The organism is Nocardioides sp. WS12 (assembly GCF_014108865.1).
In the GTDB taxonomy this organism is placed as follows: Bacteria; Actinomycetota; Actinomycetes; order Propionibacteriales; family Nocardioidaceae; genus Nocardioides.
Map to the genome: position 1 here is coordinate 3019997 of NZ_CP053928.1, position 26898 is coordinate 3046894.

Annotated in this window: 27 protein-coding genes; 21 read left to right on the forward strand and 6 right to left on the reverse strand. The window is 67.5% G+C overall.

Features of this window, described 5'->3' with window-relative positions; translation table 11 throughout:
* Window positions 1–53: 53 nt before the first annotated feature.
* The 11 genes from HRC28_RS14670 to HRC28_RS14720 all read left to right on the forward strand — a co-directional run bounded on the left by HRC28_RS14670 (window position 54) and on the right by HRC28_RS14720 (window position 10193).
* A complete protein-coding gene (locus HRC28_RS14670) occupies window positions 54–650 on the forward strand; it encodes a TetR/AcrR family transcriptional regulator (RefSeq protein ID WP_182376236.1) in 597 nt (198 codons plus the stop codon).
* Window positions 647–1420, forward strand: coding sequence for a hypothetical protein (locus HRC28_RS14675; protein ID WP_182376237.1), 774 nt, complete (start codon window positions 647–649; stop codon window positions 1418–1420). Before HRC28_RS14670 ends, HRC28_RS14675 begins: the two co-directional genes overlap by 4 nt.
* A 161-nt stretch (window positions 1421–1581) precedes the next feature.
* Window positions 1582–2409, forward strand: a complete 828-nt coding sequence (locus HRC28_RS14680; protein ID WP_182376238.1) for an ABC transporter permease — start codon at window positions 1582–1584, stop codon at window positions 2407–2409.
* Complete coding sequence (locus tag HRC28_RS14685) at window positions 2409–3284, forward strand: ABC transporter permease (protein ID WP_182376239.1); 876 nt, start codon at window positions 2409–2411, stop codon at window positions 3282–3284. Before HRC28_RS14680 ends, HRC28_RS14685 begins: the two co-directional genes overlap by 1 nt.
* 2 nt (window positions 3285–3286) lie before the next feature.
* Window positions 3287–4336, forward strand: coding sequence for an MCE family protein (locus tag HRC28_RS14690; protein WP_182376240.1), 1050 nt, complete (start codon window positions 3287–3289; stop codon window positions 4334–4336).
* Complete coding sequence (locus HRC28_RS14695; RefSeq protein WP_182376241.1) at window positions 4329–5363, forward strand: MlaD family protein; 1035 nt, start codon at window positions 4329–4331, stop codon at window positions 5361–5363. Before HRC28_RS14690 ends, HRC28_RS14695 begins: the two co-directional genes overlap by 8 nt.
* A complete protein-coding gene (locus tag HRC28_RS14700) occupies window positions 5360–6334 on the forward strand; it encodes an MCE family protein (RefSeq protein ID WP_182376242.1) in 975 nt (324 codons plus the stop codon). The genes HRC28_RS14695 and HRC28_RS14700 overlap by 4 nt, the downstream gene beginning before the upstream one ends.
* A 1-nt stretch (window position 6335) precedes the next feature.
* Window positions 6336–7406, forward strand: coding sequence for an MCE family protein (locus HRC28_RS14705; RefSeq protein ID WP_182376243.1), 1071 nt, complete (start codon window positions 6336–6338; stop codon window positions 7404–7406).
* Entirely contained in the window at window positions 7406–8488 is a 1083-nt protein-coding gene (locus tag HRC28_RS14710) for an MCE family protein (RefSeq protein WP_182376244.1), read from the forward strand. The genes HRC28_RS14705 and HRC28_RS14710 overlap by 1 nt, the downstream gene beginning before the upstream one ends.
* Window positions 8485–9561 carry an MlaD family protein gene (locus HRC28_RS14715; protein ID WP_182376245.1) on the forward strand — a complete coding sequence of 359 codons (1077 nt, stop codon included), beginning with the start codon at window positions 8485–8487 and terminating at the stop codon, window positions 9559–9561. Before HRC28_RS14710 ends, HRC28_RS14715 begins: the two co-directional genes overlap by 4 nt.
* Before the next feature lie 5 nt (window positions 9562–9566).
* Window positions 9567–10193, forward strand: coding sequence for a hypothetical protein (locus HRC28_RS14720; protein ID WP_182376246.1), 627 nt, complete (start codon window positions 9567–9569; stop codon window positions 10191–10193).
* Window positions 10194–10238: 45 nt separating this feature from the next.
* Here HRC28_RS14720 and HRC28_RS14725 read toward each other — a convergent pair whose 3' ends face one another.
* Window positions 10239–10913, reverse strand: a complete 675-nt coding sequence (locus tag HRC28_RS14725) for a GAF and ANTAR domain-containing protein (protein WP_182376247.1) — start codon at window positions 10911–10913, stop codon at window positions 10239–10241.
* 163 nt (window positions 10914–11076) lie between these two features.
* Here HRC28_RS14725 and HRC28_RS14730 point away from each other — a divergent pair, with 163 nt between their 5' ends.
* Together HRC28_RS14730 and HRC28_RS14735 are read left to right on the forward strand one after the other, a co-directional pair.
* Window positions 11077–11235, forward strand: a complete 159-nt coding sequence (locus HRC28_RS14730) for a hypothetical protein (protein WP_182376248.1) — start codon at window positions 11077–11079, stop codon at window positions 11233–11235.
* 27 nt (window positions 11236–11262) lie between these two features.
* Window positions 11263–11466 (forward strand): hypothetical protein, encoded by a 204-nt coding sequence (locus HRC28_RS14735; RefSeq protein WP_182376249.1) that lies wholly within the window; start codon window positions 11263–11265, stop codon window positions 11464–11466.
* Between the two features lie 446 nt (window positions 11467–11912).
* Here HRC28_RS14735 and HRC28_RS14740 read toward each other — a convergent pair whose 3' ends face one another.
* Window positions 11913–12626: a sigma-70 family RNA polymerase sigma factor gene (locus HRC28_RS14740; protein WP_237111495.1), complete on the reverse strand. Its 714-nt coding sequence runs from the start codon at window positions 12624–12626 to the stop codon at window positions 11913–11915.
* 539 nt (window positions 12627–13165) lie between these two features.
* On the opposite strand from HRC28_RS14740, the gene HRC28_RS14745 reads away from it, so the two are divergent.
* A complete protein-coding gene (locus HRC28_RS14745) occupies window positions 13166–14740 on the forward strand; it encodes a GMC family oxidoreductase N-terminal domain-containing protein (RefSeq protein ID WP_182376251.1) in 1575 nt (524 codons plus the stop codon).
* 6 nt (window positions 14741–14746) lie between these two features.
* Complete coding sequence (locus HRC28_RS14750; RefSeq protein WP_182376252.1) at window positions 14747–16462, forward strand: aldehyde dehydrogenase family protein; 1716 nt, start codon at window positions 14747–14749, stop codon at window positions 16460–16462.
* On the opposite strand, the gene HRC28_RS14755 is transcribed toward HRC28_RS14750, so the two are convergent.
* Window positions 16463–17191: a PaaX family transcriptional regulator C-terminal domain-containing protein gene (locus HRC28_RS14755; RefSeq protein WP_182376253.1), complete on the reverse strand. Its 729-nt coding sequence runs from the start codon at window positions 17189–17191 to the stop codon at window positions 16463–16465.
* Between the two features lie 101 nt (window positions 17192–17292).
* On the opposite strand from HRC28_RS14755, the gene HRC28_RS14760 reads away from it, so the two are divergent.
* Together HRC28_RS14760 and HRC28_RS14765 are read left to right on the forward strand one after the other, a co-directional pair.
* On the forward strand, window positions 17293–18138 hold the full coding sequence (locus HRC28_RS14760; RefSeq protein WP_182376254.1) for an NAD(P)-dependent oxidoreductase: 846 nt from the start codon (window positions 17293–17295) through the stop codon (window positions 18136–18138).
* The gene (locus HRC28_RS14765; protein ID WP_182376255.1) at window positions 18135–18512 is read left to right on the forward strand and encodes a hotdog fold thioesterase; all 378 of its coding nucleotides are present in this window, start codon (window positions 18135–18137) and stop codon (window positions 18510–18512) included. Before HRC28_RS14760 ends, HRC28_RS14765 begins: the two co-directional genes overlap by 4 nt.
* 3 nt (window positions 18513–18515) lie before the next feature.
* Here HRC28_RS14765 and HRC28_RS14770 read toward each other — a convergent pair whose 3' ends face one another.
* A complete protein-coding gene (locus HRC28_RS14770; protein ID WP_182376256.1) occupies window positions 18516–20444 on the reverse strand; it encodes a hypothetical protein in 1929 nt (642 codons plus the stop codon).
* A gap of 162 nt (window positions 20445–20606) precedes the next feature.
* On the opposite strand from HRC28_RS14770, the gene HRC28_RS14775 reads away from it, so the two are divergent.
* Window positions 20607–21260 (forward strand): hypothetical protein, encoded by a 654-nt coding sequence (locus HRC28_RS14775; protein WP_182376257.1) that lies wholly within the window; start codon window positions 20607–20609, stop codon window positions 21258–21260.
* Here the strand turns inward: HRC28_RS14775 and HRC28_RS14780 are convergent.
* Together HRC28_RS14780 and HRC28_RS14785 are read right to left on the reverse strand one after the other, a co-directional pair.
* Window positions 21251–22591 (reverse strand): DUF2786 domain-containing protein, encoded by a 1341-nt coding sequence (locus tag HRC28_RS14780; RefSeq protein ID WP_182376258.1) that lies wholly within the window; start codon window positions 22589–22591, stop codon window positions 21251–21253. The genes HRC28_RS14775 and HRC28_RS14780 overlap by 10 nt on opposite strands.
* Before the next feature lie 12 nt (window positions 22592–22603).
* Window positions 22604–23734 carry a CDP-glycerol glycerophosphotransferase family protein gene (locus HRC28_RS14785; protein WP_182376259.1) on the reverse strand — a complete coding sequence of 377 codons (1131 nt, stop codon included), beginning with the start codon at window positions 23732–23734 and terminating at the stop codon, window positions 22604–22606.
* A gap of 80 nt (window positions 23735–23814) precedes the next feature.
* On the opposite strand from HRC28_RS14785, the gene HRC28_RS25635 reads away from it, so the two are divergent.
* From HRC28_RS25635 to HRC28_RS14800, 3 genes are read left to right on the forward strand one after another with little or no spacing between them, the layout of a single operon-like run.
* A complete protein-coding gene (locus HRC28_RS25635; RefSeq protein ID WP_272902628.1) occupies window positions 23815–24483 on the forward strand; it encodes an acyltransferase in 669 nt (222 codons plus the stop codon).
* A 9-nt stretch (window positions 24484–24492) separates the two neighbouring features.
* Complete coding sequence (locus tag HRC28_RS14795) at window positions 24493–25833, forward strand: hemolysin family protein (protein WP_182376260.1); 1341 nt, start codon at window positions 24493–24495, stop codon at window positions 25831–25833.
* Window positions 25826–26893 carry a hemolysin family protein gene (locus tag HRC28_RS14800; protein WP_182376261.1) on the forward strand — a complete coding sequence of 356 codons (1068 nt, stop codon included), beginning with the start codon at window positions 25826–25828 and terminating at the stop codon, window positions 26891–26893. The genes HRC28_RS14795 and HRC28_RS14800 overlap by 8 nt, the downstream gene beginning before the upstream one ends.
* Window positions 26894–26898 lie beyond the last annotated feature (5 nt).

The following is a 26898-nucleotide window of genomic DNA, read 5'->3' on the forward strand; positions in this document are numbered from 1 at the left end:
CTGGGGCTCGGCACGGCGTTAGCACCTGTTCGGTCAGCCTGTACCTTGTGCCCATGTCCACCGATGTCGGCCCCGACAGGCGCGAGCGCATCCTGCAGGCCGCGTCGCGCCACTTCGCCAGCACTGACTACGACAAGGTGTCGACGGTGGCGATCGCCGTCGAGGCGGACGTCAACCGGGGCTGGATCTATCACGAGTTCGGTTCGAAGAGGGACCTCTACCTCGCCGTCCTGAACCGGACCGTGCTCACGCCGACCCTGCCGATGATGACGGGCATCCTGGATTCCCCGGACCTCCGCTCGTCGATCGCCGTGGTGATCGACGACTGGCTGAAGAGGATCGAGGCCAACCGCGATTCCTACCTGGCGCTGCAGCCGGTCCATGCCGGATCGCACAGCGATCCCGTCATTCGCGGCATCCTTCGCGAGATGAACGAAACCACGATCGACACCGTGCTGGCCTCGGTCGTGCGCGACCCGGCACAGGTGATGCCGGCCACCCGTGCGCTCGTTGCGTGTTTCGGCGAGCTCGCCTGGCAGGCGCTCTGGGAGTGGCTGGAGAGCGGACGTCTGGATCGCGACCGCGTGCACCTCGTGCTCTCCAGGGCACTCATGCATCTGATCGAACTGGTGCCGGAGGTCGCGCAGTGACGCGGCAGGCGCGGCCGGTCATGCGGATCGGTGTCGCGCTGGCCGCGGCCATCGTGGCGGTCTCCGGTCTCGCGGGCTGCGGGAAGGACGATCCGGAACCGGGTCTGTCTGCACCCGAGGATGCCGGAAAGGGGGAGCGCGTCGACATCGACGCCTTCGTCGACCTGATCGAGGCGAGCTTCGACCAGGACGCCTCCGCCCGGGTTGCGTTCGAGGTGGACGGCCCGTCCCCCCTGAACGGAAGTGGCGTCGTCGAGTACGTCGACAGCGGGATGAACGTCGACGTCAAGATCGCCGACTGGCAGGTCAAAGGCGGCTGGATCAAGCTGCGCACGGTGGGGGACACCGCCTACATGTCGGTCCCGGAGTCGGGTGGGCTCTGGGTCGACATCGGGGCGGAGGACACCGACCTGGCCGGCACGGTGATGCAGGATGCGGACCCGCGCGGGCAGACGGACCTGTTGCGCGAGGCGATCACCGAGGTCCGGTTCAGCGGCGAGGACACGGTCGGCGACGTGCCGACGCGGCGCTATCAGGTGGTGGCGGAACCGAAGGTGAGCGCGACCGAGGGAAGCGACGGCGTCGATGTCACTGAATTCTGGTTCGACGAAGCCGGTCGGATCGTTCGCCGCTCCAACGACCTCGACACCGGCGGTGCCCAGTTCACCTGGCTCGATTGGGATGCGGCGGTCGAGATCGAGCCGCCCCCGGCCCGGCAGTTGATCACGCTGGACAAGCTCGAGCAGTTGCGGCGCCAGCAGGGCAAGTGACGTCTCGGTGACTTCCCCGGCGGATCGCCGTCCGTGGGATTTTTTGGTGAGACCGGTCACAGGCGGTCCCGCGTCGGCTATGGTCCTGTCCTGGTCTTAGCATCTGTTAAGACGTACTCATGGGGGCGGCCAGTGGCGCGCGAGATCAGGCAGGTGTCGTCGTGACGAGTGCGGTGACGGGCGCCCGGGACGTGGTCGATTTCCTCGTCGACCACGCGACGACTGGCATCAACACCGCCGGTGAGATCGTCGTGCTTGGCTGGGACTCCACGATCGCCGCGATCACCGGCATCCTGGGGCGCACGTTCTCGTGGGACGAGTTCTTCCTCCAGGCCTGGTTCATGGCGCGCGTCTCCCTGCTGCCCACGATCCTGGTCTCCGTGCCCTTCGGGGTGATCGTGTCGGTCCAGGTCGGTGGAGTCGCCGGCCAGATCGGGGCCAACTCCTTCATCGGCGCCGTCAATGCGATCGGTGTCATGCGCCAGGCGGCCCCGCTCGTCGCGGCCATCATGATCGCGGGCGTGGTCGGCGCCGCGGTCACGGCCGACCTGGGCGCTCGTACCGTTCGCGAGGAGATCGACGCCCTGATGGTCATGGGCATCTCGCCGGTCGAGCGACTGGTTGCCCCGCGCCTGGTCGCCGCTGTGCTCGTCGGCGTCTGTCTCAGCGCGGTGGTGGCGACCACCGCCATCATGACGGGCTACATCCTCGTCGTGGGTTCGGGCGCCGTCAGCTCCGGCACCTACCTCGGCGCCTTCATCTCGTTCGGACAGACCCTCGACCTGGTGATGGCAGTCCTCAAGTCCGCGATCTTCGGCTTCATCGCGGTCATGGTCTCCGCCCACAAGGGGCTGAACGCGCGCGGTGGTCCGAAGGGTGTCTCGGACGCGGTCAACCAGTCCGTGGTGCTCAGCGTGATCCTGCTCGCGCTGGTCAACGTGGGTGTCACGCAGGTCTACGTGATGCTCGTTCCGCAGAGGCTGGTCTGATGGCCACCGTCACCGGCTTGGGGCGCGGTGGCGTCGGCCGCGTCATCGGGGACCGCGTCGTCGGTGTCGTCGACGGCACGCTCGACATCCTGGCCCGGCTGGGCTCGTTCGGATTCTTCAGCGCTCGGGTCCTCGCATCCGTCCCGGCCACGCTCAAGCGCTATCCGACGGAGTACCTCCGGCAGCTGACCGACATCGCCTGGGGGACCGGTGCGCTCCTGGTCGGCGGGGGCACGATCGGCATCATGGTCCTCCTGTCGGTCGCCGCCGGCACCTCGCTCGGCATCGAGGGCTTCAGCGGCCTCGAACTGCTGAGCCTCGGTCCGCTCACCGGAGCCATCAACGCCGGCGTCAGCACCCGCGAGCTGGCGCCGCTGATCGCGTCGCTTGCGCTCGCCTCACAGGTGGGCTGTCGCTTCACCTCGCAGTTGGGCTCGATGAAGCTCCACGAGGAGATCGACGCCCTCGAAGTGATGGCGGTGCCGCCGATCCAGTACCTGGTCGCCACCCGCGTGACCGCGACCATGACTGCCATCCTGCCGTTGTACTTCATCGGGCTGATCGGCTCGTGGATCGCATCGAGGTCCGTGGTGACGATCCTGTTCGGCCAGTCTGGCGGGACCTATGACCACTACTTCGGACAGTTCCTGTCGAGTCGTGACCTGCTCATCTCGACGGTCAAGATCCTCGTCTTCACCCTGATGGTGGCGCTCATCCACTGCTGGTACGGCATGACCGCCCCACCCGGACCGGCCGGCGTCGGTGAGGCGACCGGACGTGCCATCCGGGCCAGCATCGTCACCGTGATCCTGATCGACATGCTGTTCACGTTGTTCTTCTACGGCACCGACCCCGGCATCAGGATCTCGGGGTAGTCGTGGCGATCTTTCGTTCCCACCAGGGAGAGCCGTCCCGGCACGAGCTCGCGCTCCAGGGTGCCGTCGTGCTGGGTGTCATGGTCGCCATGGTGGTCGTGCTGAACCTGAAGCTCAACGGTTCGTTCTCCGACCGGGTGCCCGTCACCGCCCAGCTCGAGTCCGCCGGCGGCGCCATCCGCGGCGGTGTCGACGTCAAGATGCGCGGCATGGTGGTCGGCAAGGTGATCTCCGTCGATGGCGATGCCCGGCAGGTGCGCCTCGGGCTGGAGCTCGACAAGGACCAGGTCGACAAGATCCCGGGCGGAGTGCGCGTCCGGGTCCTTCCCGCTTCGGTGTTCGGGACGTCGTACGTCGACCTCGTCGTGCCCCAGGGCGAGCAGGCCGGCGACCCGATCAAGGCGGACAGCACCATCGTGCAGGACACCTCAGCGAAGACCCTCGAACTCCAGACGGCACTCGACAGCATCGACACCCTCGTCGACGCGCTCGGCCCGGCCGAGCTCGCGACGGCCCTGCACACGCTGTCGACGGTGCTCGACGGGCGCGGAGACGATCTGGGGGTCGCGTTCGACACGCTGAACGACTACACGACCAGGTTCGCGCCCCTGATCCCGCGCCTTCGTGGGGACCTGCGCCTGCTGGCGGTGAACCTCGATGCCGTGGCCCGCAACGCCCCGGAGCTGCTGGACGCGACAGATGATGCCCTGTTCAGCCTCGACAACCTCGTCGATCGGCGCGAGCAGCTCACCACCGTGCTCGACACTGGACTGGCCCTGACACAGGAGGCCAACAAGCTCCTCGTCACCCTCGAGCGCGATTACCTCCGCGCGCTGTCGCTGTCGGTGACCCTGGTCGACGCGCTGTACGACGAGCGTGGGGGCCTGCGCGACACGCTGCTGGAGACCGGCACGGTGTCCAAGAAGCTCTCCTCGGTCCTCGAGGACGGCTACGCACGCGTCGAGGGCTACGTCCAGTTGACCGGTCCGGGCGACTACGCCCGCTCCGACTGCCCGCGCTACGGCTCAGCTCGCGGAGGCAACTGTGGTTGACGCACCCAAGTTCCGGGTCAAGGCGGTCTACGTCAAGGTGATCGCGTTCTTCGCGATGTCCGCGATGTTGCTGCTCCTGCTCGCCAACACGATGGCCGACGAGGTCGACGGTGACGTCCGCGAGTACACCGCGGAGTTCGCCAACGTGAGTGGCCTGCGTTCGGGCGACGACGTCCGGGTCGCGGGCGTCCAGGTCGGAAAGATCACCGGTATCGAGGTCGACAAGGACACGAAGACCACTGCGCTCGTGCACTTCACCTTGCGCGCCGACCAGCCGCTCCTGTCGAACTCGACCCTGGTCATGCGCTACCAGAACCTCCTGGGGCAGCGGTACGTCTCGATCGTGCAGCCGGCCGAGCGCGGCTCGGAGATGGCAGAGGGCGACGGTGTGCCGATCGCTCGCACGAGTCCCGGCTTCGACCTGACCGCCCTGCTCAACGGCTTCCGGCCGTTGTTCGACGTCCTCAAGCCGGAGGACGTCAACAAGCTCTCCGAGTCGGTCATCAAGGTGCTCCAGGGCGAGGGCGGCACCGTGTCGGACCTCCTCACCCAGACCGCGCAGCTGACCAACTACCTCGCTGACCGTGACGAGCTCTTCGGTCAGGTGATGGACGGGTTGACCCCGGTGCTCGTCGATCTCGCGGGCCAGGGGGATGAGCTGCGGGGCACCATCCGGCAGCTGACGACCTTCATGACCGGTCTCGCCAAGCACCGCAAGGACTTCGGCAGCACCATCGACGACATCTCCCAGCTCCTCGACACCAGCGAGAGCTTCCTGCGCAACGTCCGGGGGCCGCTGAACGCCGACGTCGAGAAGGCCAAGGCGCTGCTGGACATGTTCGCGTCCGAGAAGGTCCGGTTCGGAGGAGCCATCGACGGCTTCGGATCGCTCATGGGCACCCTCTCGCGGGTGCTGTCCTACCGGAACGCACTGACCTTCTACTTCTGCGACCTCGATCTCGACCTCGGCGCCATCTCCGTCAACACCACGGCTCTGCCGGGAACCAACTCGGAGGCGTGTCGATGAAGAAGATCTTCAGTCGGGACGAACCCTTCCGGATCGGGATCGCCGCGTTCGTCGCCCTCGGAATCTTCGGTCTCGTCGTGATCGCCATCAGTGTGGTCCCGTTCGGCGCCCGCACCTATCAAGCCGAGTTCAGCCACACGGCCGGTCTGCGTGCCACCGAAGGCGTCCAGATCGCGGGCGTCGAGGTCGGTGAGGTGCGCAAGGTGCGCGTCGATGGTGATCACGTGATCGTGGAGTTCACGGTGTCCAACGACATCGACCTCGGCTCCCAGACCGAGGCATCGATCAAGGTGGGCACCCTGCTCGGCACCCACTTCCTCGACATCGTCCCCGGCGGGAGCGGTGAGCTGTCCGCTGACACGATCCCACTCGCCCACACCTCGGTGCCGTTCAACCTCCAGGACGTGATCGACAAGGGCACCGGGGCGGTCGACGAGATCGACGCCACGAAGATCAGCGAGGCCCTCAGCGTGGTCGCCGACACCTTGAAGGTGGCCGGACCGCAGCTGGGTCCCGCGTTCGAGGGCGTGGCCCGGATCTCCGAGATGATCACCGCCCGCGACGAGCAGATCGGCGACCTGTTGGAGGCGTCCCGGCAGATCTCCGACCAGCTCTCGAGCGGGACGGCCGACCTGGTGAAGCTGATGGAGCAGTCGAACCTGGTCATCGGCGAGCTGGTCCGGCGCCGCGAGGCGATCCGTGACCTGCTGGGCGACATCACTGCGGTGACGGCATCGATCAACGGGATCATGGACGACAACGAGACGGACCTGAAGCCGATGCTGCGTGACCTGGACACGGTGGTCAGCGTGTTGGTGAATCGGGACGAGGCGCTGCGCTCGGCCCTGCACAACCTCGCGGTGACCGCCCGCTACTTCGCCAATGCGACCGGCGACGGACCGTTCGTCAACCTGCTGTTGATCGACCCGTTGCCCGACAAGGTTCGCTGCGGGCCGGCAGGGGGATGCTGAAATGAGACGTCTACTCACCTCGGCCCTGGTCGTGCTGACCGCCGTCCCGCTCGCTGGATGTGTGCCGTTCGGCAGCGAGGACCGTGAGATCACCGTGGTCCTGGCCGACGCCGCTGGTCTCTACGTCGGCAATGACGTCGGTGTCATGGGTGTCCCGGTCGGGACGATCACCGCGATCGAGCCGAGTGGCGGCGTCGTCGAGGTGACCCTGGCGGTCACCGACGACGACATCAAGGTCCCTGCCGATGCTGCGGCCGTGGTGGTGTCACGCTCGGTGGCCACCGACCGTTATGTCGAGCTCACGCCGGCCTACTCCGGAGGTGCGGAGATGGCTTCCGGTGCGACGATCCCGATGGAACGGACCCGGACGCCCGTCGACTTCGACCGGGTGCTCGGCTCGATTTCGGACCTGGCGGAATCACTGAGCTCGCCGAAGGTCGCCAACGGGCTGCGCGAAATGCTCCAGGTGACCGCCGCAGCGTTCAGTGGCAACAGCGACGAGCTGCGGGGAGCTGTCAGCGGGCTCGCCAGTCTGGTGGACACGGTGCACGGCCAGCGCTCGGACATCTTCGCCACGATGGAGTCGCTCGACACGCTTGCAAGCGGCCTGGTCAGCAACGAGGAGCTGGTGCGCACGTTTGTCGCCAACCTCGGCGGCGCGATCGAGCTGCTCAACTCCGAGCGGGAAACGATCGCCGATGCCCTCGAGGGTGTGTCGGCGACGGCCGACCGGATCGCCAAGTTCAGCAAGGAGAACAGGGGCACGGTCAAGGCCAGTCTCACCGACGTGCAGAAGCTCTTCCGCAACATCCTGGCGAGTCGCCGGGACCTGGAGGAGACGATCGAGGTGTTGCCCCTGGCGACACAGAACGTCGCCAACACGGCGACACCCTCGGGACACGTCCTGGTCCGCGCCATTCCCACGCAGCTGACACCGCTCGGCCCGCTCTTCGAACAGGTCTGCCAGCTCCTCGGTCCCGTCTGCAACCTGGCCAGCATCCCGGACCTCTCTGGCATCCTGGACAGCGTCCTGGGTCCGCTGCTCGGCGGCGGCCGCCAGGGAGGCAACTGATGAGGCCGGGAGTCATGGCCGGCCCGGGGGGCCGGGTGCTGGCCGTGGTGTCGGTGTTCCTGCTGGTCGTGGGACTGGCGGGATGCTCGACCGGTTACAAGGACCTTCCGCTGCCCGGGTCAGCGGTGGGTGGCGAGACCTACCAGGTGTCAGCGGTGTTCGAGCAGGCCCTCAACCTGGCTCAGGGCGCTCAGGTGAAGGTCAACGGCGTGTCTGTCGGGCGGGTCCAGACGGTGGAGGCCAAGGACTTCAAGGCGCACGTCACGATGGACATCAAGTCGTCCGTCGAGATTCCGGACGACTCCTCGGCCCGGCTGCGTTACGACACGCCACTGGGTGAGCTCTTCATCCAGGTCACGCCGGGGAAGTCACCGAGGAACCTCGCCGGCGACGACCAGTTCCCCGTGGCCAACACGGCCACTGCCCCGTCTGTCGAGGACGCGCTGGCATCGGCGTCGACCCTCATCAACGGTGGTCGTCTGGGCGAGCTGCAGGTGATCGCCGAGGAACTCAACGCCGCGTTGGGCGGTCGGGAGGACGAGATCCGGGCCAGTGTCCAGCGGGTGACCGAGTTCCTGCGCCAGGCCAACGCCAGCCGTGGGGACATCTCCCGTGCCCTCACCGCCTTGCGGTCCGTTTCGGACGTCCTCGCCAAGCGGCAGAGCACGATCAAGCGAGCGCTGCGTGAAGTGGGACCTGCCGTCGAGACCCTCGGCGAGGACACCGACAAGATCATCGCTCTCCTCGCTGGAGCCAAGGACCTCGCCGCGACTGCCAAGCGTCTCGCGCTCAAGGTCGACGACCCGCTCCTCACCATCCTCAGGGACCTCGGGCCGATCGCCGACGCCGTGCTGTCGACCCGCTCGTCGCTCCGCTCGGGCCTGGACAACCTGATCGCGGTGGCCTCGCAGCTCGAGAAGACGGTGCCCAGCGAAGTGCTGCCGCTGCGCGCCAAGCTCAACCTGACCAAGACCCAGCTCAACCTCCTCGGTTCCATCGCAAGCGCACCACGCGCAACGGTTCCCGGCGACGCTGGAGCGTCACTGCTTCCGGGTCTCGACCTCCTGGGGGGAAGTCGATGAAGCGCAAGTACATCGCCAGTGTCGTCGGCATCGTCGTGTCGTTCGTGCTCTGCCTGCTCTACCTGTTCGGCGTCGCGCTCAGGACGCCGTTGACGGAACGACCGGTCCTGGTGACCGTCACTTTTCCGAGCAGCGGTGGCCTGTACGCGGGTTCCGAGGTTGCGTATCGGGGTGTTCGCGTCGGCAAGGTGACCGATCTCAACCTCTCGGACACCGGCGTCGAGGCATCGGTGCGGCTCGACGCTTCAGCCGACATTCCCGTGGATGCCCGCCCGAAGGTACGGAGCCTGTCGCCGGTCGGCGAGCAGTACATCGACTTCCAGCCCATCACGGACAAGCCGCCCTTCCTCAAGAGCGGCGACACCGTCGAAGGCAAGGCCGGGGACCTGCCGACGAGCCTGGCAACGGCCGCGACCAACCTGAACAACCTGATCGAGCAGATCGACGTCAAGGCCTTGCGAACGGTGCTGACCGAGACGGCCGAGGGACTGAAGGGGACCGAGGACGACCTGCAGCGGATGGTCGTGCAGGGGGCATCGATTCTCCAGGAGTTCGACGCCCGTTCGGACCTGACCGAACGGCTCCTCGACAACGGCGACCGGTTGCTGCGCCTGGGTGCGGACCTGGTGCCGGACTTCGACACGATCACCCGCAACGCGAAGGTCTTCGCCGACTGGCTGCGCAAGATCGACCCGGTGTTTGTCCGGCTGCTCGAACGAGCGCCTGGACAGATCGAGGAGATGCGCAGCCTGGTCCGCGACGTCGAGGACATCCTGCCGGCGTACCTCGACCCTTACATCACCCTCGCGGACGTCGTGGCCGCGCGTGATCCGCACCTGCGCGCGCTGTTGCGTGACTACCCACGCGGGTTCCGGGCGCTCGGCAACGCCGTCCACGGCGGAGCGGTCCACCTTGATGCCTTCTTCGAGTACTACACCTACTGCGGCTACGGCCACGTCGAGCGCAGTGCCCGTGAGCTGAAGCGCCATCCCCTCCAGGACGACGGCCAGTGTGCGAAGGGCTACCCGGCCTCCCAGCGCGGCGCCCAATGGGCACCCGAGCCCCTACGATGAAAGAGATGACAGACGACGTGGAACGAACCGCCGAACCAGCCGTGGACCCGGATGTCGCGGACACCGACGCCGACGCCGACGCGAGCGCTGTTGAAGCTGTTGAAGCTGATGCCGCGCCGAGCGCCGACCGGCGTTGGCCGATCCTGTGCGCCGTGCTGGCACTGCTCCTGATCGCTGCGGCCGTCGGGTGTTTCTACCTTGCCCAGGACCGGTCCGACCTCAAGGATCGTGTCGGCGCGGAGAGTGCGGCCACCGAGGAGGCAGAGCGCATCGTCGTCGCTTGGCTGACCTATGACTACCGGACCTACGCGGACGACATGGCGTGGGTGAAGACGAGCAGCACCGAGAAGTTCCAGGACGAGTACTCGCCAGAGGCGCTCGAGGGACTCCGCGAGAAGATGGTCGGTCCGCAGGAACTGGTCAGCCGCGGGCGGGTCGTCAACTCAGCAGCCACGGTGAAGGACACCGAGCACGTGCGGGTCCTGGTCTTCACCGACCAGACCCTCACGGACAAGGACATCCGCGCGGGCGGGACGGATCCGCTTCACGCCCGTAGCGGCGTGGAATTGGCGATGGTGCAGGTCGATGGCAAGTGGCTGGTCGACGAGATGGTCCAACTCCAGTTCCAGTGACGCGCGGCGACGGTGACCTGTTTCGTTCCCGAGAACCCGCGGCGGTCAGGACGGCAGGACCCGCGTCGCGATCAGGCGCTCGGCGACGAGGCGCAGTTTCACGTTGTAGTCCTGCGAATAGCGCAGCAGTACGGCGAAGGCCTGGTCGGCATTGAGATCGAAGCGTTCCATCAGGATGCCCTGGGCTTGCCCGATCAGCTTGCGCGCGTCGATCGCCTGGCGGAGCTGTTCGTTGCTGCGGGCGTTGGCCAGGGCAATGGCAGCGTGGCGCGCCAGGATGTGGGCGACGGCCTGGTCGTCGACGTCGAAGTGGTTCGGCTCGACGTCGTACAGATTGAGAGTCCCGACGGTGTCTGTGCTGGTGTACAGGCGCACGCTGAGCAGGCTGCGGATACCGACCTCCGCCACGCGCTTTCCCCAGTCGGGCCAGCGGGATTCCGTCGTCGTGTCGCTGACCATGATGCTGACCACGTCAGAGAGCACGTCGATGTCCGGTCCCTCGCCGTGGTCGAGCTGGATCTGATCCAGCACCTCGACGATCGGATGGGTGGCAACAACGGTCTCGACCCGTTTCCCGCCGTGGACGAAGATGACGCCGGCATACGAGCAACTGACCGCCTTGAGGCTGTACTCGAGGAGACGTTCAGCGGTCTCGTCGAGGCTGTCCTCGTCATGCATCTTCAAAGCGATCTCGGCGAATTCGTCGGGATCCCCTGCCATCGTGACCACCACCCCTCAAGCCGCGAATCAGCGGGCCGACAGCCCGGTGGAGACAGTGATATCACCGCAGGTCCCATGGGGCAATGACCCCGGTGGAACCCGTTTCCCCTTCGGCTTCCGGGGTACGGCGGACACGACCGGTTGTCGATGGAAGGACACGGCGATGAGCACCAGGAACCCCGAACCCACAGACATTCGCGACGCGGGAGCAGACCCGGCGAAGGACGACGACAGTGCGTCGGACTGGGCCTCCGAAGGGGGCGCCACCGAACACGGCCCGGCGACGCACGTGGAGGCCGACGACGGCCCGCCCGATCGCTGAAGGAAGCGAACTTCAGTGGCGGATCACGTGGCGACGCGACGCCTGCGGGCAGCGGGTGCCCGGCTCAGGGCGGCCGATGCCGAGCGCGCCTCCGCCCTGGCCGAGCTCAAGCAGACGCTGGTCGACGTGGACGGAAGCATCAGCGATGAGGAAGCGACGGCTTTGACGGGTGTCGCATCGGAGGCGGTACGCATCATCAAGCACTCGAGGAGGGGCCGGAGCGATGCGTGATCGTTCGACGCCCTGACCCGCATGTGCCTGATGTTGTTGGGTACCGGGCGTGCGACCACAGATTCAGGCCTCACAGGAAGGACGACCCATGCAGTTGGCTCACATGAACACTGCACTCGTGCACGACGTCGCCGATCGGATGAGGGACGTGGTCTCGGAACCCGACTGGAGTCAGGCGGCCAACCACGCCACCGCGAGAGCGGCCGAGTTGGCGAACGATGCAGCTCACCGGTCCGCCGATGTGGGGGCGCGGGCCGGTGAGCGCCTGCGCGAAGTGGCCGCCGAGGTGGCAGATCACGTGCAGGACAAGTTCGCCGTGCACAGTCCAGCGCCGCAGCGTCACCGCGTTCGCAACACCATCGTCCTTGTCGGCGTCGTCGGCCTGGCGGCGTACGTGGTGAAGTCACGCCGCAAGGCCGACGAGCCTCGTCCGAGCTCCGATGACATCAGGCCCCAAGGGCATCGAGGGACTCCGGGCCCAGTGCACGCCGCAGATCGCGAAGGATCCGGGTGAGGAGCCGGGACACCTGCATCTGAGTCACCCCGAGTTCGTCGCCGATTTCCTGCTGTGTCCGTCCCTCGAAGAAACGCAGGCGCAGGATGCGCCGGTCCCTCGGCGGCAGGTGACGGATGGCCGGGCCGAGCAGGACCCTGGCTTCGGCCGCGTCGAATCCGCTGGACGATGCCGGGAGGAGATCGCCGATGGTCAGATCTGACAACTGGGTGACCGGACGGTCCAGCGACGTCGGGGTGAAGCAGCCGTCCGCCGCGGCAGCCTCGATCACCTGATCGAGGTCCGCCCCGATGTCGTCGGCAACCTCCTCCAGCGTCGGCTCGCGACCCAGCGACTGCTGGAGGAGGGCCCGCGCATGGGCAACCGAGGCCTGCAACTCCTGGACACGACGCGGTGGCCGAATGGTCCACCCGCAGTCCCGGAAGTGCTTCTTCACCTCACCCCTGATGGTGGGGACGGCGTACGCGATGAACTCGTTGGACAGCTTCGGGTCGAAGTCCGCGGCCGCCCTGACCAGCGCTGCGCAGGCGACTTGTTCGAGGTCGTCGGTGGGGATGCCACGGCCGGCATAGCGAGCCGCGATCGAACGCGCGACCTCAAGATTCAGCAGGATCGCCTCGTGGCGCAGTTCCTGACGTTGGAGCACGTCTTCACATGTGTCTGCAGTCCGCAACAGTGTTGCGGTCTGTCGGCGCTGGTGAAGTCGTGCACTGGAGAGTTGTCTGATCGACATGACGCACCCCCTCAAAGGGTTGCGTTGAACCTGCCTGTTTGCTCAAGCGGGTCATCGGGGAGCCAACCGCCGAAACGGCCCGGGCTCACCTCCAACATAGTTCCAACGAACTACTCGGACAAGTAAAGTCATGGTCAGTAAGGACTAGACCACCGCTCGGGTCCCTGCAGCCACGAACCCGGGCCCCTATGCTCGACGGGTGGCTGATCTGACCGAACCCTGTCCGAATTGCGACACCATGATGCGCTGGGAAACCTCCCACGAGCGCTGCGACGGCTGTGGCTACATCCGGCCCTGCTGCGAAGGCGCTCCCTGCAACTGATCCCGCTCGTTGGACTGGGGCCACAATGCGGCACCTCGAACCTGTCGGCAAACGCCAAGCGCTCGAGCGCGCCACGATGCGACGCTGCAGGGACTGGTAGGGACTGGTCCGACAGGCAGAGGAGTGTGACGTGGCTTCGTACGACTACATCGTGGTGGGTTCCGGTTCGGCGGGGGCGGTGGTCGCTGGCCGCCTCTCCGAGAACCCCTCGACGAGCGTCCTGCTCATCGAGGCGGGCGGGACCAAGAAGCCGATGAGCGTCAAGATCCCGGCGGCGTTCCCGACCCAGTTCAAGACCGATCTGGACTGGGAGTTCTACACCGAGCCCGAGCCCCACCTGGACGGCCGGGTGCTCTACCAGCCGCGCGCCAAGTACCTCGGCGGCTGCACCGGCATGAACGCGATGATCTACATGCGCGGCAGCCGGCACGACTACGACGACTGGGCCAAGGGCGGCGCGACCGGGTGGTCGTACGACGAGGTGCTGCCCCTCTTCAAGCGATCCGAGAACAACGCCCGCGGAGCCAACGAGTTCCACGGTGCGTCAGGTCCGCTGCACATCGAGGACCTCCGCTCGCCGACTCCCTTCACCGAGACCCTCATCGACGCCATGTGCTCGACCGGCATGCCGCGCAACGACGACTTCAATGGCGCGGATCAGGTCGGCGCCGGGTACAACCAGGTCACCCACAAGAAGGGCATGCGCTGGACCACCGCTGACGGGTACGTCGTCCCGGCGATGAAGCGGCCTAACTTCACTGTGCTGTCCGAGGCGCACGTACAGCGCCTCCGGATCGAGGGTGGACGGGTCATGGGCGTCGAGGTCAAGCACGGAGGCAGGGAGGACTTCATTCGTGCGGACCGCGAGGTCGTGCTCTCCGCCGGTGCCTTCAACACCCCGCACCTGCTGATGCTCTCCGGCATCGGCCCGGCGGATCATCTGGCCGAACACGGCATCGCCCCCGTGGTCGACAACCCCAATGTCGGCGCGCACCTGATGGATCACCCGCTGTACCTCACCAACCACGAGACCACGATGAAGGGCACGCTGGCCGAGGCCGAGTCGCCGATCCAGTTGGTGAAGTACCTCGCCGCGCGCCGCGGCATGCTGACGTCGAACATCGCCGAGGCCGGTGGCTTCTTCCACACGCGATCGGACGAGGCGGCGCCCGACGTACAGATGTTCGCCGCACCGGCGTACTTCTGGGACAACGGGTTCGCGAAGCACGACAAGCCGGCCTACGCGCTGGCGCTGTCCCTGGTGGGCTCGAAGAGCCGGGGCCAGCTCCGACTCAAGAGTGCGGACCCCTCGGTCAAGATCGGCGCCACGTTCAACTACTTCGCCGAACGCGCGGACATGGACTCGATGGTCGCGGGTATCGAACGGGCTCGTGAGGTCGCGGCGTACGGACCCCTTCGCGCGGCGACGGTCAAGGAACTGCACCCGGGTGCGGGTGTTGCCACCCGGGCCGAACTCGAAGCAGAGGTCCGCCGCAACGTCGCGCACACCTACCACCCGGCGTGCACGGCCCGGATCGGTACGGAGTCCGACGGCGTCGTCGACGCTGACCTTCGTGTCCACGGCGTGACCGGCCTCCGGGTCGCCGATGCATCCGTGTTCCCGACCATCCCGCACGGCAACACCCACGCGCCCACCGTGCTCGTTGGCGAGAAGGCCGCGGACCTGATCCGCGCGACGAACTGAGGCGACATGACCGAGCTGACGACCGCACACTCCGAAGCGGACCAGATCGCCGGACGGCTCCTCGAGGGACAGACCGCCTGGGCGCGGACCTCGCTCTCCCGACGCCGTGAGCTCCTCGCGGAGTTCGCGACGCTGGTGAACAAGAACGCCGACGAGTGGGTTGAGATCGCCGCCCGGATCAAGCAACTGCCGGCCGGATCGCCCTTGCTGGGCGAGGAGTGGACCAGCGGCCCCTGGGCCGTCCTGTCGTACGTCGGCGCGCTGGCCGCGACGATCCAGCAACTCGACGCCGGTGGTGACGTCCTCGCCGGCTTCCAGTACCGGACGGCGCCGGGGGATCGGCTGGCCGTCCAGGTGCTGCCGCACAGCACCTTCGACCGCCTCCTGCTCAACGGCTTCAAGGCCGAGGTGTGGCTGCAGCCGGGCGTGACCCTCGAGGAGACCAGTCGCACCGCTGGCCTCGGTCAGCTCACGCCGTACGAGACGCAGGGCACCGCTCTCGTCCTCGGCGCCGGCAACATCACCTCGATTGCGCCGCTTGACGTGCTCTACGTCCTGTACGCCGACAACCGGGTCGTCGCGCTCAAGCTGAACCCGATCATGAACCCGCTGAAGGACCTGTTCGTGAAGGTCTTCGCGCCGTTCATCGAACTCGGCGTGGTCGAGATCCTGACCTGCGACCTCGAGACCGGGAACGCGCTGGCCCACCACGCGGAGGTGGCGGCGGTTCACATGACCGGCAGCGAGCAGACGCACGACGCGATCACCTGGGGAACGGGCGAGCTCGGTCTGGCCAACAAGCTTGCCGGAACACCCCTGCTGACCAAGCCGATCAGCAGTGAGCTCGGGGGAGTGGCGCCCGTCATCGTCGTACCCGGGAAGTGGTCCGCGGCGGACCTCCGCTTCCAGGCGCAGCACGTCGCGACGCAGCGACTGCACAACAGTGGGCACAACTGCGTTGCCGCGCAGGTGTTGATCCTCAGCAGTGACTGGGCTCAGAAGGACGCGTTCCTCGACGAGCTGCGGTCGGCGCTGGCCGACGCCCCGGAGCGTCCCGCCTGGTATCCGGGTTGCGCTCTTCGTGTCGCCGACGCCCGCGGCAAGCACCCCGCCGCGGAGGCCGTGGCTGGCTCTGCGGTGCGCACGCTGATCCCGGGGCTCGACGTGTCCGACAGCAACGAGACCGCGTTCCACACCGAGTACTTCGGACCCGTCCTGGGGGTTGCGGAGCTTCCGGGCACGGGCGAGGCGTTCCTGGCGAAGGCGGTGAACGTCGCAAACGACACGCTGCGCGGCACGCTCGGCGCGAACATCATCGTGGACCCGCGGACGAAGAAGATGCTCGGCAAGGCGCTCGAGGAGCAGGTCGCCCGGCTGCGTTACGGCACCATCGGCGTCAACGTCTGGACTGCCGTGGGCTACCTGACCCCGCACGCGACTTGGGGAGCCTTCCCCGGCCACCCGCTCGACGACATCCAGAGTGGACGCGGCGTCGTCCACAACGCGCTGCTGTTGGACCAGACCGAGCGCACCGTCGTCACCGGCCCGTTCCGGCCGTTCCCGCGCTCGATCCTCCACGGCGAGGCGTCGATCACCCCGAAGCCGCCGTGGTTCGTCAACAACAAGACGTCCGCCACCACGGGCCGACGGTTGTCGGGTTTCGCGGCGCGACCCCGCTGGCGGGCGCTGCCGGCGATCTTCGCCTCGGCGCTGCGCGGCTGATCAGCCGCTGGTCACCAGGCTCTGGCGCATCTCGACGACCCACTGCTTGTAGGCGACGTGCGACGCCCGGAGTTCGTCTCCGGGCCAGTCCGTCGGCAGCAGGGGTGCCGGGAGGACGGGGTCGGTCAACAGGTGTCGGCCGGCCGTGGCGCACGCGGTGAAGCGGAGTACGGGGTCGGTGGTGTCAGTTGCGTCGAGGATGTCGCGCGCCGTCGCGCTCCAGTCGCCCAGGTCCCACAGCCGCGCGGCCAGCTCTGCTGGGTCTGCCATGGACGAGCCGACGAACCTTTCGCAGACGGCGGTGACTTCGTCGGTCCAGCCGACCTCCAGATTGGTCGGGCGCGTCCACACGCCCTCCCGGAGTTCGGCGAGACGCAGGTCGGTGAGGTTGGCGCGCAGGTCGGCGCGATCTGTCGCCGTACGGCCAACGGTGGTGATCGCGACCAGATGCCACGTTCCGTCCCAGTCCTGCCGTCGGGGGTGGGTGGCTCGTTCCTGTCGCTGCTGGCGCTCGGCCAGTCGCACGGACAGTCGGTACCGCCCGTCGGCGTCGCGGGTGATGTCGCCCGCCGCCGTCATCCGGGAGAGCGCGACGCGCACGGTCGGCTCGGCGAAGCCGACCACCGACGCCGCCGCGATCAGCTCGCGGGTCGTCAGGGCGGACACCTCGGCGCCGAGCAACAGGGTGAGGAGCGCCGAGCGGGTGGAGACGGGCTTGAGGGCAGGCATCGTGAGCCGACCTTACAAGTGTGCGACGGTTGACGTGAATCCGTTGTGACCTATGTCTAACACTCTTGGCTCAGGTGTCCTCTGTGTGTAACGGTGGCGCCATGAGCGAGAACAGCACCGGTCAGCGGCTTGCCGGACGCACCCTGATGATGTCGGGCGGAAGCCGCGGCATCGGTCTGGCCATCGGCCTAGCGGCCGCTCGCGAAGGGGCCAACGTCGTCCTGCTGGCGAAGACCGACGTCCCGGATCCGCGTCTTCCGGGAACTGTGCACACCGCGGCCGCCGAGATCGAGGAGGCCGGGGGACAGGCGCTGGCAGTGGTCGGCGACGTTCGTGACGAGGCGTCGGTGGAGGCCGCTGTGGCCCAAGCCGTCGAGCGCTTCGGGGGGATCGACATCTGCCTGAACAACGCCTCGGCGATCGCGCTGGACAGCACCGAGCAACTGCCCGTCAAGCGCTTCGACCTGATGACGCAGATCCAGTTGCGGGGCACCTACCTGCTGACCCGCGCCTGCCTGCCGCACCTGCGCGCAGGCACCAACCCGCACATCCTGTCGCTGTCACCGCCCCTGAACATGGACCCCGCGTGGCTCGGCAAGCACCCGGCCTACATGCTCGCGAAGTACGGCATGTCGCTGCTGACCCTCGGCTGGGCAGGCGAGTACGCCGACGCCGGGATTGCCGCCAACTGCCTGTGGCCCGAGACGTTGATCGCCACGGCCGCGGTCCAGAACCTGCTCGGCGGTGACGCCGCGATCGAGAAGGCGCGTTCGCCCCAGATCGTTGCTGACGCGGCCATCGAGGTGCTCACTCGTCCCTCGCGGGAGTACACCGGACAGACACTGCTCGACGTGGACGTCCTGCGGGCAGCCGGCGTCTCCGACTTTGCCGCGTACGGCGGCACGGGTGATCTGGAGTACGACATCTTCGTGGACGCGCCCCGATGAGCACGCCCCGCACCGATGCCTACGCGGCCTTCCTCGGGGTCGACGTGATCGGCCACGGCGGTGGTCGTGCCGAGGCCACGGTCGTCGTGTCGGAGGACCACCTCAACCCGCACGGTACGGCGCACGGGTCGTTCCTGTTCTCCCTCGCCGGCATTGCACTGGCCGCTGCGGCGAACGACGACGAGCATTCGGGCGTCGTCAGCGCGGTGCAGATCGACTACCTGCGACCGGCTCGACCGGGAGACGCCCTGGTTGCCCGTGCCGAGCTGGCCGAGCGACTGACCAAGGAGGACCTCTTCGTCATCCGGGTCACCGATGGCGACGAACTGGTCGCGCGGGCCACCGGACGCGCGAACCGGCGCACGCGCGCCTGATCCTCAGTCCAGGTTGAGCCGCAACAGGAAGCGATGCTGGTCGCCGTCCTGGGTGACCGTGAGGCCGGCCGAGTCGAGCGACGTCAGTTCCTTGCTGTCAGACGGTCCGGCGAGGTAATCCAGCCAGTTGCCTGCGTCGAAGTCCACGAACGCCACCGTGAGCGCGTTGTCGGCATCGGGCACGACGTTCGTGAAGCGGTCCGCGTCGCCGAGGGTCTCCTCCGGATCGACCAGTTCTTCGAGGTAGGTCGCGTTGGGGCCGATCGCGACGCCGTCGGTGGTGCGCCGCGACTCGAGGAACTTGGCCGTGTCGGGGTCCAGCGTCGCGCGGAGCTTGGCCAAGGCGGCCTCGATGGCCGCCGGATCGCCGGTGACGCGAGCGGCGATCGGGAAGGTCTCGGTCTTCTCCGAGTCGAGCGCCTTGCCGAAGCCGTCCTTCCCGGCGAAGGCAATCGCGTCGCCGCCGAGGGCTGCCAGGTCCTTCGGCGTGAGGCCCGTGGCCTTCTTGAAGTTGGCCAACAGGTCCGCTTCGGTTTCGCCCATCGCGAAGAAGCCACTGGAGTCCGTGACGGCCTTCTCGGCCCAACCTTCGGCGAACCCGCCACCGAAGGCCAGCGCGGTGTTCGCCGGAAGAGCGGTGATCACACGCTGGGCGTCGGCGCCGTCGTACCGTCCGGAGAATCCACTGATCAGGGGGTCGGCGATCGCTTCCAGTTCGAGGGAGCCGTCGTTGAAGCGCAGCACCCCGCCCAGACCGGAGAAGTCCCGGAGCGCCTTCCTCAGGTCGTCCGGTAGTTCGGGGCCGTCGAAGTTGAACTCCTCCTCGAGCTCTTCCTCGATCTCCTCGTCGTACTTCTCCTCGTAGAACGCTTCCATCTCGTCGTCGAGCTTCTTCTGCTCTGCGGGGGTCAGGTCGTCGTAGTGCTCCATCCGCTCGTTGAGCGCCTTCTCCTCCGGCGAGACCTCGGGGCGCCGCGCGGCGAAGAACGCTTCCATCTCGTCGTCGAGCTTCTTCTGCTCTGCGGGGGTCAGGTCGTCATACTTCTCCATGCGCTCGAAGAGCGCCTCCTCCTCCGGGGACGGCTCAGGGAAGCCCTCATCGGAACCGTCGTCGGAGTCCGCCACGGCGTAGGAGTGGTCGAGTCCCAGGACGTTCGTGAACGAAATGAGGCCACTGACCGGATCGGTCGCGCCCAGGGGAAACCCGAGAAGGATGAAGCCGATGAAGGGATCTTCGTCGACTGCCTCGAGCAGGGCCGGTCCGGCCTCCGGGGCTGCAAACAGGGTGACCACGCCGGCCTCACCTGCAGCGCCAACGAGTTCGTTGTAGTCCTCGTCGCCGGCCAGCGTCGTCCGTGCTGCGCCCGCCTTGACCTCCCGCGCGATGTCATCGGACTCGGCCAGCACGGCCCAGCCGTCGGAGACGGCGAAGCCGAACTCGTCGCAACTATCGGCGATCTTCTTGAGCCCGGCCTCGGCCTTCCCGGAGTCGCCAATCTGTACGACGGCAACGACCTCCGGCTCGTCGAGCGGTACGACGGCCAACGCGGCCCGGTTGCCGGCCCAGTCCTCGATCTCGTCGAAGTCGATGTCGCAGCCACTCCCGCTCGCGGCTTCGTCGACGATCGATCGCCGCAGGTCTTCCTGGCCGCCGAGCTTCAGCTCCTTCTTCAGGCCGGGGAACTTGCGCAGCGCGTCGAAGGCGGCGACCTTCTGACCGCCGGGCGGGTCCAGGTCGACCGCGACGTAGGCGAGGGTGTTGCCCGGCAGCGCCTCCGCGGGCTGCGGTCCTTGTGCGGCCCAGACCTGCAACGCCCAGGCGCCGACGCCGACGACGGAGCCGACTCCCACGACGCCCGCGACAGCAGCAGCGCGACGGCGCGGCTTCTTCTCGACGGCCGGGGGAACGGGGACGGCATCGGCAAGGCTCACCGGGCGAACCTAAGGGATTCGCCCTTGCCCCACGGCCGATTGGGTAAAGACCTGCCCCTGATGGCCGGAGACATTTTGCCTTCCGGGTCATGGTGGCCGTCGACGTGTCGCTGCTAACTTCCGGGAACTCCCATCTCGGGGAGCCTTAGGAAGGGATGTCTCGTGGTTCGAAAGGCGAAGCAGATCGGCATCGCTGCGGCGATGATTCTGGCAACACTTCTTGTGCCGGCGCAGGCGGCGTATGCGGCCGACGGTTGCGGGGAAGGCTGGTTCAAGCAGTCGGACGGCTATCTGGAGAAGGACGACCCCTGGCAGGGCACTGGCTCCCACAACGCCTGGATCTACCACTCGGGCAAGGTGCGTTTCTGCACTGATGACGACACCTTCAACAACGATGAGAACAGGCGGGCGCTCATCGGCTACCCGAGCGACTCCTACCCGTTCGAGAGCTGGGTCTTCAAGAACGGGACCTATACCAAGTTCTGCGTCAAGCAGACCGTCAAGGCACACATGACCGGAATTGAGAGTTCGACCTCCTGGACCCTCGGTGGCTCGGTCTCGAAGAGTTCCGCGGGGGTGAGCTACTCGTACAGCGCGACGTACGACACCCTCACCCTGACTGTCGCCAAGACCGCAACCTGCAGCACCAGTGCCAGCCAGATCGTTGCTCGTACGAGCGGGATCACCCTCACGGCTGACGACGAAACGGGCGTGGTCGACTGGGTCCAGCTCACCACGACGCTCACCACCGAGTACTGGGTCAACGGAACCAAGTACGTCCAGAATCACAGCCTGGTCGAGAACGACTACAGCTGATTCTCGAGCGCTCGCTCGGTTCCGAGCCGGGCTCTCGCCGCCGCCTTGATGCCGGCGTCGCGAGAGCCCGGTGCGGCGTGCACCGCCGACGCGGTGCCCTTCCACGTACCGCGGATGCCGTGGTCGCGCCGCATCAACGCGAAATAGTCGACGACCTCGACCTCCTTGGCACGCAGCGCGAGTTCGGTGGAGGTGGACGCTACGGGAGCCGCGACGTCGGCCTTGATCGCGGCCGCGCGGGCGAGGTCGCGAGCTGCCTTCAGGCGCTCGCCGACGTGGTCGGCCCACGCTTCGTAGAACGCCGCACGCGCGGTCGAACCGTGTACGGGCTGGAGCTCCCAGCGTCGTCGACGGCCGTTCCAGACCTCACGGGTGTCGGCCTTGTGCGCGCCCGAACGCAGGTGGGCGTCGCCGTCGGTGACCATCTGGGTGACGAGGGAGGCGTAGAGCGCCTTCACGATCGAGATGTCAGACGGGAAGCCGTAGAGCGTGACCCGGGTATTGCTCGTGTAGATCGCGACGCGCACATCGTTGGCCTGGGCGATCTCCAGCATCAACCGGACATAGCGGGCGAGTGAGCGCTTGCCGGTCTCGCCGATGAGCACCGTTTCCCACGAGGGGTCCTCGCGCCGTTCCTCGATGCTCGCGGTCGCGCGGGCCACGGCCAGCGCGATCTGGTGGCGGGTGGCCAGCGCCTGCGCCTTGGTGAAGAACGCGTCGCGCTCGGCGGTGTTGGACGTCCGCTCGGCCTGGCGCAACAACCGACCGATCCGCAGCAGGGTGCGGTCCTCGTCATCGACCCCGGTGTCGAGCCCGTTGAGCCGGTAGGCCGTGTGCAGCAGGTCGGCCAGCACTGGCATCCCGATGTCCTCGAGCAGGCGCAGGAAGGTCGTCCGGAAGTCCTTGTCGTGGCCGGCGCCGCCGCGGAGGTGGTGCGCCACTTCATGGAGTACGACGGCAGCCCGGAGCGACCACGCGCCGCCGACCTCGCGCGGCGGAATGGCCATCACTCCCCGCAGGGGCAGCTCATCGCGTTCGTAGTGGGCCTGCCGGTGACCGCGCCGGGCGCGGACCGCGATCGGCACTCCGGCGAGATCGAGCCCGGAACCGTCGTCGTACCGGCTCTCGGCGGTACGCAGGTGCGCGAGCACCCGGTCGACGAACTCCTGGACATGGCCGGGGTCGGTGAACCGGGGCTCGGTCTCGGGCTCGAACTCCCTGGGCGCGCTGCCGACCTGGATCCGCAACGGCTCGCCGGGGCGACGACTCGCTTCATCGAGCCAGCTCGCGAACAGGTCTTCCGCGGCGTAGACGTCCCGGGTGTCAGGCATGGAGCAAGGTTGTCAGGCGGCGCCGACAACCGCCGATCCCTGGTGGGTGTCGCGGATGTGGACGAGCTCGGTGATGGACTCGACGAAGCGCACCGTGCTGTCGCCGACGCCGTTGTCGTCGAAGTAGTGGTGGCGCATCGCGGCACGTGCGATCCGGTGCTCGTCGTGGTCGAGACGGTCGGTGAGCAGGTCGGTCAGCTCGGCCAGGTTGTCGACGTCGAGGACGTCGGCGCACCGGCTGACCGGCACTTCCTGGCGCAACCGCTCGGCGTCGTGGTGCCGGTCGGTGATCATGATCGGCTTGTCGGTCTGGAGGTACAGCCAGTCGAGGCCGACCGAGGACACGTCGGTGATCATCGCGTCGCAGCCGGGGAAGACGGCCAGGATGTCGCCCTGCCAGATGGCGGCGTGGCCGGCCTCCGGGTCGTTCTCGTTGGCCCGCTCGATCAGGTCGAGGATCGCCTGGTGTCCCTCGCGGATGGCCGGGGTCAGACTCGAGGTGATCTTCGGGTGCGGCTTGTAGACCAGCCGCACGTCGTCAACAGCCAGCGCGGACGCGACGATCTCGGCACCGAAGACGTCGACCGACGTGTAGTCGTTGTACTCCGCGTCGCCCTCCCACGTCGGGGCGTAGAGGACGGTGCGCCGCTCGCTGCGGGGGAGCAGGGGAGCGGGGCGCAGGTCGAGCTGCGGCCGGCCGATCCGGACCAAGCGGGACTCGTCGAGCTCCATCAGGGCGGCGCGGTGGCGCTGAACGGCGGCTTCGCCGGCGACGAAGACGCGGTCATAGGCCTTCGCGTTGTTCGAGACCATCGAGTGCTTGTCGCTCTCGCCGTGGTTGATGTGGACGTGCAGCATCCGACCATCGAGCAGCGAGTTGAAGTTCCACATCGAGTTGTTGCAGTACACGACGACCTTGGCGTCCAGGTCGTCGTACAACTGGGCGAGGTCGGCAAAGCCCGGCGCGAAGTACACCGGGAGCGAGGTCCGCTCCTCCACGATCGCCTGGGTCTCCGCATTCCGGGTCAGGATGCCGACCGGGTGGGACGCATCGAGCCGCTCCAGCACGGGAATCCACTGCAGGAGCTGGTAGACCCGGGTCGGGTCGTCGGCGAAGTAGGCGATGACGTGGGGTTGCTGCACCAGCCGATGTTACGGCCCGAAACGGTGCTGGAACGAACCGGCGACCCCTCCTCAATGTTGCGTTTGGGTAACCTCGCCCGGTGCCTCTCGTCCGGTTGCCTTCGCGCCGCCTCCTGAACCGTTCCGTCCACGCTGTCTGGCGGTGGGTCGAGCAGGTCGGCGACGTCGCGCCGGGCACCGATCTGGCCGATGGCTTCGGGCGTTTCGGCCGCGGAAGTTGCCTCGGGTTCCCCATCGCGACCCTGTACGGCGCCAGCGCGATCCACATCGGCGAGGACACCCTGGTCGGCCGGTTCGCCACCCTCTCGGTCGGCTACGGACCGACCCAGACCGTGTTGCCCCACCGGGCCCTGGTGGTCGGCGACCGCTGCGTCCTCGGTGCCCGGATCTGCGTCACGGCGCACGAGTCGATCACGATCGGCGACGACGTCTGGTTCGGACAGGACGTGTTCATCTCGGACGCCAGCCACGGCTACCAGGACCCCGACGTCCCGGTGGGCCAGCAGTTCGGCGCGCACCAGCCCGTCAGCATTGGCTCCGGGTCCTGGATCGGGCACGGCGCGATCATTCTTCCCGGCGCCACCATCGGACGGAACTGCGTCGTGGCGGCCGGTTCGGTGGTCCGCGGCATCGTCGAGGACCACACCGTGGTGGGTGGCGTGCCTGCCCGCGTCATCAGGCGACTCGAGCCGGGCGTTGGCTGGGTCACGCCGACCGCTAAGGTGGAGGCTTCCCGCCCCGCTCCGTGAAGGACCCTGATGACCGCCTGGCTGTTGCTGGGACTTGCCATCCTCCTGATCGTGGCGTGCGGCCTCTTCGTTGCCGCCGAGTTCGCGTTCGTGACCGTGGACCGCAGCCAGGTCGACCGCGCTGCCGACGAGGGCGACCACTCGGCCATCGGCGTGCAGAAGGCGCTGCGCTCGCTGTCGACGCAGTTGTCCGGCGCGCAGGTCGGCATCACGATCACCAACCTCGCCATCGGATTCCTGGCTGAGCCAGCCATTGCCGAACTCCTGCGCGGGCCACTGGAGAGTGCAGGAGTCTCTGACGGTGCCGTGCGTCCGGTTGCCGTCGGCACGGCGCTCGTGCTCAGCACCTTCTTCACGATGCTCATCGGTGAACTGGTCCCGAAGAACGTCGCGATCGCACTGCCGATGACCACCGCCCGGCTGACCCAGCGCCCGATGCGGGCCTTCACTGCCGCGGCCGGCGGTCCGATCAGGGTCCTCAACGGCAGCGCCAACGCCATCGTCCGCCGGCTCGGCGTCGAACCGCAGGAGGAGTTGCGCTCCGCCCGCAGTTCGACCGAGCTCGCCTCGCTGATCCAGCGTTCCGCTCACGAAGGCACCCTCGACGCCGACACTGCCGAACTGATGGAGCGCTCGGTCGAGTTCGGCACGCGTACGGCCGGCGAGATCATGACGCCCAGGGTGCGCACCCGCTCGCTGGAGGCCAACGATCGCGCCAGCGCCGTCATCGCGCTGGCCCGCGAGTCCGGCAACTCCCGGTTCCCTGTGCTCGACGAGTCCGATGCCGTCGTCGGCACCGTGCACGTCAAGAACGCCGTCGCCCTGCCGCTGCACGAACGCGCGACCACCAAGGTCAAGCACCTGATGGTCCGACCGATCGTCGTGCCCGATTCCCTGCGCCTGGACCCGTTGATGGCCCTGCTGCGCGCCGACGGCTTCCAGATGGCCATTGTCCTCGACGAGTACGGCGACCACGCCGGGATCGTGACGCTGGAGGACGTGATCGAGGAGATCGTCGGCGACATCGCCGACGAGCACGATCGCCTCGGTAGTCGTGGCCGCCTGCGCCGCGACGGCACCTGGTCACTCTCTGGCCTGCTGCGCCCCGACGAGGTCGAGGACCTCACCGGCGTCGAACTGCCGGAGGGCGAGGACTACGACACCGTCGCCGGCCTCGTGCTGCAGGTGCTCGGCCGGATCCCGTCCTCGGGCGACCAGGCCGTCGTACCGCTGGGACATGAGGGTGAGGACGACGAGGAGCCGGCCCGTCAGGCCGTGCTGACCGTCGACCACATGGACGGTTTGCGGATCGACCGGATCTCGATGCGCGTGGAGGTCGTCGATGAGTGACGTCGCTGCCATCCTGCTCGCGGTCTTCCTGCTCGCCGCCAACGCGTTCTTCGTCGGTGCCGAGTTCGCCCTGATCTCCGCACGCCGCAGCCAGATCGAACCCCGTGCCCAGGCCGGTTCCCGGATGGCCAAGATCACCCTCGCGGCCATGGAGCGCGTCTCGCAGATGATGGCGGGCGCCCAACTGGGCATCACCATCTGTTCGCTGGGCCTCGGTGCGGTGGGGGAGCCGGCCCTGGCCCACCTGATCGAGCCGGTCTTCCACGAGCTCCACATGCCTGACGCATGGCTGCACCCGGTCGCCTTCGTGATCGCGATGACGATCGTGGTGTTCCTGCACGTCGTCCTCGGCGAGATGGTGCCCAAGAACCTCGCCATCGCCGGCCCGGACCGTGCGGCCCTGGTCCTCGGGCCACCGATGTACGGCATCGTGCTGGTGCTGCGCCCGATCATCGTGGTGATCAACGCTTTCGCGAACGGCATCCTGCGGCTGCTCAACATCGAGCCCAAGGACGAGATCGGCAGTACGTACACCCGCGAGGAGGTCGCCGCGCTGGTGGAGGAGTCCCACGGCGAGGGCCTGCTCGCCGAGGACGAGTACGGCCGCCTCTCCGGTGCCCTCGGCTTCACCGAGAAGACGATCGCGTCGGTGACGATGCGCCAGGACTCCCTGGCAACGGTGGTGCGCGGTTCGACCGGGGCCGACGTCGAGGCGATCTGTGCAGCGACCGGCTTCAGCCGCTTCCCGGTGGTGTCGGACGGCACGGAGGGACCGAGCGAACTGATCGGCTACCTGCACATCAAGGACGTCCTCGAGCCCGACGAGGAGCGGCGGATGCGCCCGGTGGGGGACCGCTGGATCCGTCCGTTCGCAACCGTCACCCCGGACACCCCCTTGCACGATGCCCTCGAAGTCCTCCAGCGCCGCGGCGCTCACATGGCCCGGGTCGTGGAGGCCGACGGTACGACGCTCGGCGTCGCCGCACTCGAGGACGTGATCGAAGAACTCGTCGGCGTCATCCGCGACGCGGCGCACTCGGACGAGCAGGCGGCCAACTAGGGTGG